Here is a 14,042-nt window from a genome sequence, read left to right on the forward strand (position 1 = left end):
TTGTTTTCTACAAAGGAGGGATAATTTTGAATCTTATTATCGCCACTTCAAATACTGATTTTGCAAAATCACTACGGGAAAAACTGAAAGAGGTGGATTGCAATGTCCTGGACATAGTCTCATGTGTAGAAGATTTGATTACTTGTATCAGTGAGCACCCAGGTAAAATCGATGGCATTCTTCTCAAAACAGATTTAGCAAAGAAAAACAGTGACTATCGTCTAGAAGTATTAAGTGACGTTGTACTAAGTATTCGACAGACACCCGAATTCCAAAAAGTTATTTTCACTGTGTTATCTGACTATCCAGAAGGACACCCATTATTGGCTGAGTTTTTTAATATGGGTATCTATAATTTCTTCGCTCGTAACGGGATTAAGTTTAATGTTCATAACTTGAAAGAATCATTTGAAAGCCCAATGTCATTTTCAATGGCTCTAAAGTATGGAACTGTTAACAGGGAAATACCGTGGAGAAGAGATTTATCAAAAACTCAAACTCTTGAAGTAAAGTTTATTAATCCTGAGTCTGAATCACAAAGTCAAGAACCGTCAACAGGGGATTCAGATAATAAAGATAGCAAAGATAGTTCTGAATCTAAAAAAAATCCAATGGACTTTTTAAGTAAACTTCCAAAACCGAACATTCCAAAACCTAATATTTCTTTACCTAAGATGACAGTATCTGAAAAGGACACAACTAATGAATCAGTAAATGATGAATGGATATTCGAGAAGAATGAAAATTCTTTTACGAACAAAATGCCAGTAGTTGGTACAGTACTAATTGGAGTTGCGGCTGTTGAAAAACATTTAGGTGCTACAAATACTGCAATTAACATAGCCAAGTTTCTAAGTAAGGCAGGTCATAATGTAGCATTGGTTGAGGCAAATAAGAATATGGATTTTGATAGAATACATTCGTTAATTGAGGGTGAAACAATAACATTAAATGAAAAAGAATTTAACTTCCAAGGCATCACGCATATCAAATATAGAGATGACATGGATCTTAGTGGAGTTTATACCAATTTCCAATTTGTTGTTTTAGATATTGGCGATATACGAAACTCACAATTTAGAACAGAATTCAATCGTTCCCATATTAAATGCGTTGTTGCAACAGCTGATGAATGGAAATATCACTGGATAGAGGAATTTTTACTTAATGTTGATTCGACAGAGGATCTTGTTTTTTTGGTACCAAGCAGTGACTTTAAGTCAACAAATGATCTTGAGTCAAGATTAAAAAAATATGTTGTATATCCACTTGAAAAACACTCAAATCCATATGAAGTACCAGAAGAGTCAGGAGAAGTATTTAAGCAACTTTTAAAGTTATACCTAAAGAGTCATGAACTAAGGATTAAAGGAAAACACCTATTGTTGACAGCATTGCTGGGCGCTTTAATTTCAGCTATAGGTTTTACATTCTTTATTTTTAAATAATAGAAAAGGTGGTGAATCCTGTTCGGTAATCGAATAGGGGAAATTTGGGGATTCGACTGAAGACAAAGAAATTAATACTAGTTGGAACAGCTGGATTTGTGTTGGCAACAGGCATTTATAGCGGCGGTGTTTATTATTGGCACTCTAAGGTCCAAGAGAACGAATTGAAGTTAATTGATAAATACGAGAAACAGATTGAGATGTTGGAAACGACTGCAGCACAAAACTTCACTGCTTATGCGTTAAAACAGGATGTAGAAAAAGGCGATTTAATAACTCCTGAAATGCTAACAGCGGTTACTGTGCCTGAAGCAGCAAGTGCAGTCGATATTATACGACCTGGAGATTTAAAAAAGGGTGACAAATTTGTGTTTTATGCAAAAACCGACATGAAAGCAAGAGCAGTACTTGTCCAGTCTATGGTATACAAAACAGTTAATATAACGAATGATATTCGTGAAGCTGAATACAGTTTCATAGAACTACCATCAAATATTTCGACAGATAGTTACGTCGATATTCGTATTCAATACCCGACAGGTGATGATTATGTAGTACTCACTAAAAAGCATATTAAGAAATTAGCGGGTATAACTGTTTGGCTAGATATTGGTGAATCTGAAATATTAACCATCAGTTCTGCAATTGTTGATGCATATCTAGAAGGTGCCAAAATTTATGCGATTCCGTATGTAGATGAACATATGCAAGAAAAATCAACTATGACTTATCCAATCAAACCAAATGTCCAGGAATTAATTAAAGAGTCACCAAACGTTGTAAATCTTTATCAAATGGAACTAGAGAAATTAAATCGTGGTCGTCTTGAGAACAATCTACGTGAATTGAGTGAAGAGCAGAAATCAAAAATTCAAGATGGGGATCAGCAAATACAATCCAAAGTCTCAGAAGAAAATGCTAAAGCAGCTGAGGAAGACCGTTTAAATGCTATGAATCAACAAGCTCAGCAACAGCAAGCTTTGATTGGAGGCGAAAGTGAGTAATGAAATTAGTTCAACTACTTGGTTCAAAAAGTAAATCTGATTTTGCAATTTATCTTGGGCATACTATTGCAGCATTAGGAAAACGAGTATTAATCGTTGATTCTACAAGTAACAACGAATATCAACACGCTTTTATTCAGTTGGAAGGAAATGAGCATCTGTATGAATTTCAAGATGTAGATATCCTTATCAATACAAAATCATTGCAAGAGTTAATAACTAAATTAAGCGATGCTAATGAAACATTAGAAAACTATGATTGCATTATCGTAGATGCTAACGACAACAGTACTATCATTAATGATTGGCCTAAGTTCCAACATGTTCTTTATATAAGTGACAATACTCGTTTTACAATAACTCAAGATATAGCTATTTTAAATGACTATGTAGATTCAACTGGAACTACTGTGCTTAAGCGGGTACATTTCGAATCTGCGTACAAGATTCCGAACGATTATTTAGATGTATTAATTAATAACCGATTGGAATTCAAATTGATTGATGATCCTTTAGAATACGACGATTTAGAACATAAATTGCGTAACTTTATGCAGCACGAGGGAGTTATTCCATATAGTAAATTACCAAAAGATTATAGAAGATTATTAAAATCTATTGTTACAGAAATTTACGATATTGGGAATAAAGATTTTGATGCATCTACTCATCGTGGTCCATTGGGTATCTTATTTGGTCGCTTCAAGTCAAAAGTTGCCGCTAATAATGAAACTAATTTAATAAATCATGTGGAAGAAATAAACCTTGATGAGCAGACACAGACGGTATTAGTACTAAAAAATACAAAGAAAAGTACAAATACAGAATTAAATAAACCTGATGTTAATAATAAGACTGGAAATAAAAAAAATAAAGAAGTTGTAGGAGGGTGATCATCATATGGGCAAGACAATAGTAAGTTGGTCACCAGTTCATGGGCAAGCCGCGACTACATCAAATGTTGCTGCATTAGCTGCCCACTTTGCACTAATTTACACACATCAATCGTTAATTACACATACTCAGTTAACGTATTCTTCCTTAGAATCATTATTTAAAAAAGAGATGACAGATTCCAGAGGATTTGACAGTGGTATTGAGGCCTTAGAACGACTAGCACAAAGTAGTTTACTAAAGCCTGATGCCGTTAGAGATTATACTGAAACAGTTTACAAAAATCGATTGGATTTACTCGGTGGAACTCAAAACCAATCACTAGAAACACCTCATCTTTTAGAAATACTGTTAAAGGTTGCTGAAAGTGCTTACGACATTGTGTGGATAGACGCCCATTCGGGAACTCGAAGCAATACTTCAAAAAGGTTATTGAAAAAGGCAGATTTAGTAATAGTTAATTTACCTCAGAATAGATTTGTGTTAGATCAATTTTTCTCTGGTGAAGGTATCCCTGAAGAATTAAAAAACAAGGATTTCATTGTTTTAATTAGTCAATATGATCAACATGTTAAACCAGGAATTCAAAAAATAAAAAGTAAGTATGGGAAGAAACATCCAGTGTTTGCGATAAATTACTCAAGTAAATTTAAAGATTCAGCTAACAAGTTTGAGTTTACAGAACTTTTTTACCGAGTAGTCAATTCAAGTAAAGGTTCTGATATACAAGACTTTATTAAATCGTTAGATAAAGTAAACAAATACATCTTGAAAAAACTCGATCTGGAAGAATTAGAGGAGGAAGACGAATGACTTATTCGCTAAATCTTCTTATCATTATCGGTATTCTTTCATTAATCCTCTTCCTAATACTTATGAAGCTTGCACAAGCTAAAAAAGAGAATAAAAGTTTGGAGTTAAAAAAAGGCGACATTAATAAAGAAGAATATACCATTGCAGCACTACAAGAGTACATAAGTGAAGTAATGATAGCAAATACCACGGGTAATATTTATGAAGAGGGCTTGACTGAAGAATCATTTAATCGAAAAAAAAGACGAAGAAATGAATTAAAAGAGGCACTTAAAAACTGTAATACGGGTAATTTGGCTGCGAAGAAATTAGTTAGGGCTTATATATATGATTCCCTAAAAAAAGATAAGAAAATTAACGAAACAACAATCAATTATGCAATTCCTTTTAATGTACCTTCAAAAATGACTGCACGCGATAAATTTGATACAGCATTATATGTAGCATTCAAAAAGAAGAAATATAACGCGCTAGGTTGGTTGATTGAAACATTCAAATTAGATGAACCTAAAGAAGATGGAGGATTACGCGTTTTAGCAGATGAGATTGATAACATTTATGATCAAGTAGTTCTTAATTACCCGTTGAAATTAGCTGACAAATTACATGTGTTGTCGCAAAGGATTTACAGCCATTACAAAGGGTTTGGAATTATAGACGAGATTCGTGATATGAACATTGATGGAACATCAGGAGGAGTTTCAGGTTTACCAGAGAGATTAACAAATCTTATGGATATTGACGACCCTTATTATCTTGAAAATTCGGATGGTACTGTAATTGATGAAGAATTTGCTGAACATGTGTTAGAGCAGAATCAAGATGATTTTACTTTTTTAAATAGTGCTTGGATTATGTACAAAGGTAAAACAATACACTTATCATTTCTATCATTTGAACATGAAGCCGAATTAATTCGAGTTACTAATAATGTTTATAAATTTGGTTATCCAGGACAACTTTCAGAAACAAAACCTGCAATTATCAATGAAATGGCTGATGGATCTAGGGTAACAGTAATGCGACCTAAACTAACGGAATCTTGGGCGTATTTCATTAGAAAGAAATTCAATGCTCGAAAAATTTCAGTAAGAGAACTCTTTAAACAAGAGAACAGTGAATTACTTATTACCTTGCTTGCATTTTTAGCAAAGTCTAACCGAACACTTGCAATAACAGGACAACAAGGAAGTGGTAAAACAACACTACTCATGGCTTTATTTGAATATTTAAATAAAACTCTAAATGTCCGTGTACAAGAAACCAAGTTTGAGCTTAATTTACGAAATCAATATCCAAATCATAATATTTTATCATTTCAGGAAACTGAAACTTACAGTGGACAGGATGCTTTGGACTTAGCGAAGAAAACAGATGGAGATATAACAATCCTAGGTGAAATTGCAACTGACCCAGTTGCAGCCCATTTTGTACAGATAGGACAGGTAGCTTCCCGTTGTGTTTGGTTTTCACATCATGGCAAAACCCTTTCACACTTAGTTTTTGCGTTACGTAATTCATTGCTTAAAACCAATGTCTTTAGTGATGAAAAAATTGCTGAACAACAAGTTGTAAGTGTACTTGAATTTGATATTCATATGAGACAAGACAAAGCTACAGGTGAACGTTTTGTAGAAAGAATAACTGAATGTATACCAATTACCTATAAAGATGAAAAATCATCTTTTGAAGCTTTAAACAACGCAAAAGATAAGGAGTCAAAAACAAATTTACTTATTGATTTAATGTCTAACTATTTCCATCAGAGAACGCAAATAAAGCAATTTATCGAAAATATAATTTTGGAATACCGTGATGGCAAATATGTACCTGTAAATCGAATCTCTGAAGAGAGAATTAAAGAAATAAAACTTGAACTAACTTTAGATGAACGCATACAGTTTGATGCATTCATTCGAGAATTTTGGGGGGAGTAAATGATGAATATGCTTGCTCAATACATCATAGTGGTTGCATTAATCATTACTATCCTGTATGTGGTCAACCAATATTACAAGTATTCACGGGCAAAGCGTAAAAGACAAGAGACAATTGGTGCTGGGAAAGGAATACCATTCCCAAGAATACTAAACAAGTATACTCAAAAAGGATACAACGTTATATTAAGAATTCCTATTTTAAGGACAGTTCTTATAAAGGTACGTAAGAAACTAGAAACACTATCTGTGTATGACGAATATACTCTTCGTCGTGAAGTCATGAAGATTATATTTTCTATAATTGCACTATTTAGTATCGGATGTCTGTTTTTAGTTATAATCCGGCCTTCTTGGCTAGTAATATTTTGGATTCTTCTAGGAATCTTATTGCTATCAGGAATATTAATAGACTTCTTTGTTTATAGAGTAGAAAACCGGTTATTAATTCAACTTAAAAATTTTATCACTCGAGTAACTTTTAACTACCAACAAACAAAAATGGTCGATGAGGCGGTATTTGATTCTATTCAGTACGCTGGACCAGAAATGAAAGTACACGCTGAGCGTATCAATAAAATTTTGAATGACCTTCATTCAGAAAAAGAACTGGCTGCTTATGAGGAAGTTGCACCATCTCGTTATTTACGCGTTTTTGCTAGTTTAACAGTTTTAGTTAAAGATCGAGGTGACAATTTTGATGATGAAAAAGGAAGTTCATTTGTTAGAGGTGTCACCTCAATTAACAAAGAGTTAAACGATGAGATTTTATATCGCTCCAAACTATCCTATGCACTTCGTAGTATTAGTGCATTAGCGTTAATTCCTATTTTCTTAGCACTACCAACAAAAAATTGGTCTATCTCACAATTTCCTACAACGGAATCTTTTTATGGCTCAAGAATTGGATTTTTAGCAGAAATTGCGGTATATGCAATAAGCGTCGCATGTTATTTAATCGTTAGAAAAATGCGAGAAATCAATGATAATTCTACGGAATTTAAGCCAACAAGAATTAAGTGGGAACAATGGTTATTTAAGAAAATACCCCTTTTAGAAAAGTTTTGTGAGGCACTATCGCCACAAAAGTTTACTAAGAAGTATCACGAACGCCAACAACTAATTAAGGAAGCCAATGAAAACCTGGAAGTTAAAGAACTAACTTTACAGCAAGTATTGTCATGTATTGCAGTTTTCATAGTACTAGTAACAACTCTTACATTAGCTCATGTTCGTGAAACTAACACGGTGTTAAATCAAGTTGCTACTCAGTCTATATTCACCTCGCAATTAACTGAAAAGGAATTGCAAGGAGTAGCAGAAAAGAACGAATTTGATAGGAACGTTATTGAAGACTTAAAAGAAATGAAGAAGTTACCTACTGACGAAGAACTGAGAGAATTGATTGCTGATCAACTTAATTTAGATTCAATGGATTTAGAGGTAACGAATGCTTATAAACGCATTACTGGAAAGTGGGCAACTATATCTAATTCGTTTCTACAATGGTGGGAAGTTTTAATTGCTATAGTAATAGCTTTTATTAGCTATCTAATCCCAGTTCAAATTCTTATGGCAAAACGAAAAGCACGTCTGAAATTAATGGAAAGAGAAGTCTATCAATTACTTGTATTGATTTCTATACTCCGAGATTTTGATGGTATGAGTGTATCAATTATCCTTAATTGGTTACAACGATTCTCACTAGTATTTAAAAAATCGATCACAGTTGCTATTGAGGAATTTGATAGTGGTCAAGAAATGGCCCTTGTAAAACTTTCTGAAAATAATACATTTGAACCCTTCCAACAAATAGTGGAGAGATTGAAGTTAACGATTGTTCGTCTATCTATAAAAGAAGCCTTCACTGATATTGAAATGGAACGTGAATTCTACTTAGAGCAACGCCGAGAAGATCAAAAGAGATCACTCGAAAAGAAAGGACAAATAGGTGAGTTCTTGGGACTAGGACCATTAGTTTGTCTAACATTCATTTACTTAATATTCCCAATTATTTATATCGGAGTAAATGAATCTAAAAATATGATAAATATGTTTACTTAGCTATTCGTGGCATTAGCCACTAGCATATATAAAAATTTTTAGGAAAAGAGAGGTTTTAATGCAATGTCAGAAACAACAGCAACCGCACTCAAATTCGCTGCCGGTATTATACTAGCAATTGTTTTAGTTAGTATTGCTATTATGGTATTTACACCAGCAGCAGACTCAGCTAAATCAGTAACAACAGATTTTACAGCAAACACTACAGAGTTACAGGATCAAAAATACTTAGTTTATGACAATACAGTGGTTAGTGGTTCTCAAGTATTAACAGCACTACGCCGTTTCGAGTCTCAAGCTAAAGACGAAACAATTGCACTTAAAGTACAAACTGGTAAAAATTCAACTGGTCAATGGTATTATTCACGATTTGAAGCAGATAAAGTAGATAAATCTGGGGCTGTTTCAGACATTTCAACAACAACAAATGTTACACATGCAGAGTATATTAATCCTTCTGGTATGTTTGCAGCATCTGTACACCGTGATTCAAATGGTGTAATTCGTGCAATTCAATTTGTACAAGAAAAACAATAATCCATTTTAAATGGAAAGGAGGAAGGGGGCCATTCCGTTAGGAAGCCCCCGCCTTATTATGAACAGTACTGTAACTTCAGCCATCAATTTTGGCCTGTCGGCTTTAATTTTCGCTATGGTTTTGGCTTATGCATTGAGTCCTATAACTAACATACAAAAAGAGTTTGAAATATCTCCTGGAACAGTTGATACCGTTTATTCTGTGCAAACGAAAATACCAGAAGAAGTGCTTTTCACTGGCACAGAAGTTATAAGTTCAATCTATAAGCTAAATCTTGATGGGATTACAGTAAAGGTAAATGGTATTACTTTTAGTACACCTAAAGATGTGAAGGAAAAGCTATTTCACATTTCGAAGTATGCCAACTACTCACAAACCATTACATACGATACTAAAGGAAAAGTTGCTTATATAACTTATACTTCAAAATAATGAAGAAAGGTTGATTTTAATGCCAAATGCGGTTTCGAAGATATTCGCTATCATTCTTATGGTGGTTTTGTTTTATTTTGCAACGTATCAAAACTATAAGAAAGAAGAGGATCTTGCTTATATAAATACATACAATTCGGTTACTGAATTTGTTGATAATGTTAGATTAAAAGGTTTCATCACACCTTCCATGTATGAGGATTTTGTTAATTCATTGCATACAGGGAATCAAGTATTATTCAATGTTGAATTAGAACATCAGAAAAAGCAATATACACCTGTTTATAGTGATCCTGCAAATCCGAATAGTTTTACAGGTGAATACAAAGTTCAGTATACAGGTGTCTATTGGAATCAAATTAAAAAAACATTATTTGAATCGAATGTTCCATATGAGAAGCGCATGTATAAGTTAGAAAACGGAGACTTTTTCAACGTATATGTTGAGAATAAGACCAAATTTAAATCGACTATGCTTTTTGACTTTTTAACAGCTGGAGCTGGTACAGATGGTCCTGTTATAGCATTTCCGTATGGAGGCATGGTACAAAATCAAGATTGGAATGATAAGCAATGAAATTACCTCACTATATAATTTTGTTCGTTATCATTTATTCATTTCCACTTTTATTTACAGAATATCGTTATCAATACGCTAAACAAACAATGCAAGAAAACCATAAGCATGAAGTGAGTATGACTACTGCAACTCATGATGCCGTAGATATCTTGAGAACCAATGTAAAGACGGAATTAGAGAATGGTTACGAATCTTATAAAGTCAATCCTGTAAACCCACAACCGGCATTTGAAACCTTTATGAAATCATTGTCTATACAGTATGGTGTTGAATTAGATTACTCAATGGATAGATTAGCCCGATACGTGCCTGTATTTGCTGTGGTAGATTACGATGGTTTGCTCTTAAATGTATATAAGGATTACAAGGATGCAAGAGGAGATAAGGTTTTAGGTCGTATTTGGCTGCCTAAAATTCCATTTTCGTATGTAGATAAAGAAGGAAATATTATTAACTTTACGATAGATGAAGAAGTAGAAGTATATGATGTAGGCTTAGGTGAATGGCTAGAAGGTACTCGAGAAGAGCTTCTTAAAGATCCAGAAGTGACTATTTCATTTTTAGAAGACAAAGAGACATTTCATAATGTCAGACGTACAACTATTGTCAATACACTACAAGAACATCTTGCCTATTATATAAACGAACATAATGTTTATACAAAAAGCTTAGATGTAACATATAAGTTCATGCTGCCTTATATTCCAAAGGAAGATTGGTATAACACTGTAGATGATATTTCAATATTAGCATTCTTCCAAGGGTATCCTTCCATTTTGGAAAATGTATTTTACCAACAATATGCGTTTGTAGGTACAAGACTTCAGTTTAATGATCGTATATTAGCAGGAACCGTTAATGGTCAAAATAAATTTTGGTATGAATCATGTGGTTATCCTTATTCAGCAAAAGAGATATATTCATCAAAAAAGGATGCAGCTGCCAAAGGATATAGCGAATTATCATGTCTTAACAATTAGGGAGGAAGTAAATATGGGAGTTTTACAAAGTGTAAATGAGCAGCCTAGAGTGCCAATCGGAAGAATTACATTTCATCTACAAACATCTCTTTATCGAAAAAAGGATGGGGAGTTTAGTAAAGTACGGGATTACCTTAAAATAGGGGAAACCAGGGATGTTTTTGATGTCAATGGTGATTACATTGAAATACAAAATGGGCTTTATATTAAAAACATTGATGAACACCAGTATACGATGACATTTGGAGAGATTATAGTCCAAGGGGATAGTGTGAGGTCTTGTTCTAAAAATGGCATTATCCTAAGAAAATTGAGACCTGGTTTAAAAGTAAAGGTTGTATCTTTAAAGTTTATTTCAAATGATGTAACAGTCTTTGGGATTAATGAAAAAGAGTTTATTAGCAGCGATGAAGATGTTCAATATGTTATGGGTATTTTCGAATTTGGTGCCGATTCAGCTGTATTAAAGAATGGTCAATCGATTAAATTCCAAAAAGGTGATATTACTCCATATCAAAGAGTAGAGGGCCATAATCTCTTATTATTGGATGGTACTTGGCTAGACATATCTACTCTAAGAGGAACATTATATGGATGCTAATGAGTCAGAATTAAAATATAAACAGGATTAATAGTAACCTTCAAAACATGGAGGTTACTTTTTTAACCAATTAAAATAATAAATGAGAAATAAAATTTGTAGACGTCTACGAAATAATTTATAATATGTGTAGACGTTGTATAGAGAATTTTTAGTTTTGGTTGTAATTGTAATGGGGTGGAGGATAAAGATGGAAACAGATGAAGTGGTGATCAGAAAAGTTCAGAAATGGCTGGAAGCGGAAGGTAAATCATATAAATGGTTATCTGAACAATTGGGTATTAGTAAATCACTTGTGGGATTTATATTGAAAGGAGAACGGCCTCTAAAACCAGAAAGAATAGCACAATTAGCAAAGTTAATTAATACAACTACAAAAGAACTTTTGCAACCTGAAATTGTAAAGAAAGATACACTAACAGTAAATTTAAGAGGGGAATTAACTAATCGTCGTTCCCACAGAGAGCTCGATTCTCTACTGTTTGCAATTAATGATTACATCGGACTAAAAGAGCAGGTGAAACAATGTGGACAGAAAGAAAGAGGCAGAATTAATAGCTGAAGCATTTGCTACGGATTTTTTAAAGGATAAATATGGATATGACATCTTTATAGGCAGTCAAATTGAACACATCTTGGCAGAAAAAGCGAAGATTATTTACCAATACGTTGAAGATGAAAAATTCTTTGGTGTAGCAATAACTCATGCAAATGGAGAACAGTTTATAATGCTAAATACTTATCATCCATTAAGAACGAGGTATTTCACTGCTGCATATGAAATGTGGAATTTATCTAGTTTAGTTGTATTAGATAATGAGTTTGATCATGTACGTGCTGCGGATAGATTTGCATCTGCAATAATGCTACCTAAAGCGTTAGTAAAGGATTTGTGGAGAAAATTCATAGACTTATATGATGAAGAAAGTTCAATAATACATCTTTCAGATTTTTCACAGGTTCCATATCTAATTATGGTTCGTAGAGTAAAAGAATTAGGATTCAAAATGTCAAGTTCACTAAAAAATAGAACAGAGCTCGATTGGAAAAATAGAAGAATTGAGTTAGGATTTCCATATTCCAATTTAGATGAACCAGTAAAAGAAACCCGTTTTAAAGCATATGAAGATGTTGTTAATCAAAATGTTGAACAGGTGGGCTTGAATACTTTAATTGCTGCAAATAAATTGGCTAAATTTTCTCCCCAACGAGCTAAAAAATATCAAGAATCGCTAAAGGAATAGGATAAATCTTTCTTATATTCCTCATTTGGTGAAGAGTTCCATTTACTATAACATACATGTATTCAAAGTTTATTAAAAGTGGTTACTTTTGAGAGGCGAAAAAATACATTTGTTGTTTGCAATTATGGTCATCGTTATTTTATTGCTTTATTTATAAATTTCACATCGATGGTAATATATAAAAAACAATATATTGAAAATAATGTATTTAAATGGTATGATAGAATCGAATTGATTAAACGACTATCATGCTCAGCCACACGGTAGAGCAATTACTATACACTTTCTCAATAAGTGTTCTAACGATTCCTTTTAAGGGATTCGTTTGAGCTTTATTTGAGGAAGTGTTTTTTGTCGTTCTCAAGTAGAGAAAAGGGGGGGATAATTATAATTTTTAAAAGTATAAGTTTTATCTTTATGGAGAAGAGAGAATTAGAGTAGCAGTTTTTTAAACAAAATATAGACTATGTAGGATTGGCTACTAAATAAGAAAAGCATTATCAAAAATTGTTGGATTCAGGGGTAAATCATATTGAAACGTTATGGCAAAGTTTTTATTGATTCAAATATATTAATCTTTGCAACAGAGTACAAGATAAGTGATGTTTTTGAATGGATTGATTCACTATATGAAGAAGTTTTTGTACACAAGGTAGTTTATGATGAACTTTTGTTAAATGAAGTCAAGTTAAAAGTTGACAACAAAATAGAATATGGTTGGACGTTATTTGATCCTTATGATGATTCTACATTATCTGATGATATGTTTGTCATATATGAGATGTACTTAAAAGATATTAAACAAGGGTTTTCAGATTTAGATGAAAAGAAAATAAAAGCAGGAAGATCCCTAAAATATACAAATGATTTAGGCGAAATGCACAGTTTAGCAGCCGCTATGTTGTTAAGTGCGTCCATCATTTTTAGCAATGATTATGACATTCTTGAGGTTATTCAAGATTCAAAGCTTTATATAAGTGTAGATGAGGCTGAGGATAATGTACTTATTCAACTTGATTCGCTAGTTGATTTCTGTATCTATCTGGTTTTTTTTGAAATTGAATCTAAAGCTTCTGTACGTAAATTTTTAAAGACATTTCATCGACAAAGGATTGATGATTTCGATGAACGTCTACAACAATCCTTAACCCATAATATATAAAAGATTAGAAAACTCGCTTTATATTATTAAGTTTAAAGCGAGTTTCTCTTTCAATATGAATCTACAAAGTTAGATAAAATGACTATCCTTATTCTTCAATTTTTCGAGCAATCCTACTTCTAATATTTTATAAACGACTAATACTTTTACAGCTAATTAAGGTATAAAATGAATAAAAGTACGACCCTTATCATCTTCTTCAAAAATCAATAATTCCTTGTTGTTGATTAATAATAAGTAAATAACTTTTTTCCTTCGTGTCGTACAGCTTTATACTTCTCTTATAAGTCAATCAGAAAATTTATGGCAACGTATGCAACCTGTAAAGTACATTAAAATGCTTTC

General features: G+C 32.8%; 14 protein-coding genes. All 14 read left to right on the top strand.

Features of this window, described 5'->3' with window-relative positions; genetic code table 11:
* Positions 1-26: 26 nt before the first annotated feature.
* A complete protein-coding gene (locus ACE1MS_RS23135) occupies positions 27-1,448 on the top strand; it encodes a hypothetical protein (protein WP_447402981.1) in 1,422 nt (473 codons plus the stop codon).
* A 44-nt stretch (positions 1,449-1,492) separates the two neighbouring features.
* On the top strand, positions 1,493-2,452 hold the full coding sequence (locus tag ACE1MS_RS23140; RefSeq protein WP_447402982.1) for an SAF domain-containing protein: 960 nt from the start codon (positions 1,493-1,495) through the stop codon (positions 2,450-2,452).
* Positions 2,452-3,345, top strand: coding sequence for a hypothetical protein (locus ACE1MS_RS23145; RefSeq protein WP_274996954.1), 894 nt, complete (start codon positions 2,452-2,454; stop codon positions 3,343-3,345). The genes ACE1MS_RS23140 and ACE1MS_RS23145 overlap by 1 nt, the downstream gene beginning before the upstream one ends.
* A 7-nt stretch (positions 3,346-3,352) precedes the next feature.
* On the top strand, positions 3,353-4,159 hold the full coding sequence (locus ACE1MS_RS23150; RefSeq protein ID WP_274996953.1) for a hypothetical protein: 807 nt from the start codon (positions 3,353-3,355) through the stop codon (positions 4,157-4,159).
* Entirely contained in the window at positions 4,156-6,096 is a 1,941-nt protein-coding gene (locus tag ACE1MS_RS23155) for an ATPase, T2SS/T4P/T4SS family (protein WP_447402983.1), read from the top strand. The genes ACE1MS_RS23150 and ACE1MS_RS23155 overlap by 4 nt, the downstream gene beginning before the upstream one ends.
* Positions 6,097-8,160: a hypothetical protein gene (locus ACE1MS_RS23160; RefSeq protein WP_447402984.1), complete on the top strand. Its 2,064-nt coding sequence runs from the start codon at positions 6,097-6,099 to the stop codon at positions 8,158-8,160.
* Between the two features lie 63 nt (positions 8,161-8,223).
* Positions 8,224-8,697, top strand: coding sequence for a hypothetical protein (locus ACE1MS_RS23165; RefSeq protein ID WP_090002793.1), 474 nt, complete (start codon positions 8,224-8,226; stop codon positions 8,695-8,697).
* A 58-nt stretch (positions 8,698-8,755) separates the two neighbouring features.
* Positions 8,756-9,130 (top strand): hypothetical protein, encoded by a 375-nt coding sequence (locus tag ACE1MS_RS23170; protein WP_447402985.1) that lies wholly within the window; start codon positions 8,756-8,758, stop codon positions 9,128-9,130.
* 19 nt (positions 9,131-9,149) lie between these two features.
* Positions 9,150-9,707, top strand: coding sequence for a hypothetical protein (locus tag ACE1MS_RS23175; RefSeq protein ID WP_447402986.1), 558 nt, complete (start codon positions 9,150-9,152; stop codon positions 9,705-9,707).
* Positions 9,704-10,690, top strand: coding sequence for a hypothetical protein (locus tag ACE1MS_RS23180; protein WP_274996941.1), 987 nt, complete (start codon positions 9,704-9,706; stop codon positions 10,688-10,690). Before ACE1MS_RS23175 ends, ACE1MS_RS23180 begins: the two co-directional genes overlap by 4 nt.
* Positions 10,691-10,703: 13 nt before the next feature.
* Positions 10,704-11,291: a hypothetical protein gene (locus ACE1MS_RS23185; RefSeq protein ID WP_447402987.1), complete on the top strand. Its 588-nt coding sequence runs from the start codon at positions 10,704-10,706 to the stop codon at positions 11,289-11,291.
* 190 nt (positions 11,292-11,481) lie between these two features.
* On the top strand, positions 11,482-11,853 hold the full coding sequence (locus tag ACE1MS_RS23190; protein WP_274996936.1) for a helix-turn-helix domain-containing protein: 372 nt from the start codon (positions 11,482-11,484) through the stop codon (positions 11,851-11,853).
* Positions 11,819-12,535 (top strand): ImmA/IrrE family metallo-endopeptidase, encoded by a 717-nt coding sequence (locus tag ACE1MS_RS23195; RefSeq protein WP_274996934.1) that lies wholly within the window; start codon positions 11,819-11,821, stop codon positions 12,533-12,535. The genes ACE1MS_RS23190 and ACE1MS_RS23195 overlap by 35 nt, the downstream gene beginning before the upstream one ends.
* Before the next feature lie 532 nt (positions 12,536-13,067).
* Positions 13,068-13,697 carry a hypothetical protein gene (locus ACE1MS_RS23200; RefSeq protein ID WP_274996932.1) on the top strand — a complete coding sequence of 210 codons (630 nt, stop codon included), beginning with the start codon at positions 13,068-13,070 and terminating at the stop codon, positions 13,695-13,697.
* Positions 13,698-14,042 lie beyond the last annotated feature (345 nt).

This window comes from Lysinibacillus sp. fkY74-1 (assembly GCF_053165895.1).

What these genes read in the sequence shown, in the direction of transcription:
- ACE1MS_RS23190 (WP_274996936.1), top strand. Translation starts at nt 11,482, where the DNA reads ATGGAAACAGATGAAGTGGTGATCAGAAAAGTTCAGAAATGGCTGGAA.
- ACE1MS_RS23170 (WP_447402985.1), top strand. Translation starts at nt 8,756, where the DNA reads ATGAACAGTACTGTAACTTCAGCCATCAATTTTGGCCTGTCGGCTTTA.
- ACE1MS_RS23150 (WP_274996953.1), top strand. Translation starts at nt 3,353, where the DNA reads ATGGGCAAGACAATAGTAAGTTGGTCACCAGTTCATGGGCAAGCCGCG.
- ACE1MS_RS23160 (WP_447402984.1), top strand. Translation starts at nt 6,097, where the DNA reads ATGATGAATATGCTTGCTCAATACATCATAGTGGTTGCATTAATCATT.
- ACE1MS_RS23145 (WP_274996954.1), top strand. Translation starts at nt 2,452, where the DNA reads ATGAAATTAGTTCAACTACTTGGTTCAAAAAGTAAATCTGATTTTGCA.
- ACE1MS_RS23175 (WP_447402986.1), top strand. Translation starts at nt 9,150, where the DNA reads ATGCCAAATGCGGTTTCGAAGATATTCGCTATCATTCTTATGGTGGTT.
- ACE1MS_RS23155 (WP_447402983.1), top strand. Translation starts at nt 4,156, where the DNA reads ATGACTTATTCGCTAAATCTTCTTATCATTATCGGTATTCTTTCATTA.
- ACE1MS_RS23165 (WP_090002793.1), top strand. Translation starts at nt 8,224, where the DNA reads ATGTCAGAAACAACAGCAACCGCACTCAAATTCGCTGCCGGTATTATA.
- ACE1MS_RS23185 (WP_447402987.1), top strand. Translation starts at nt 10,704, where the DNA reads ATGGGAGTTTTACAAAGTGTAAATGAGCAGCCTAGAGTGCCAATCGGA.
- ACE1MS_RS23180 (WP_274996941.1), top strand. Translation starts at nt 9,704, where the DNA reads ATGAAATTACCTCACTATATAATTTTGTTCGTTATCATTTATTCATTT.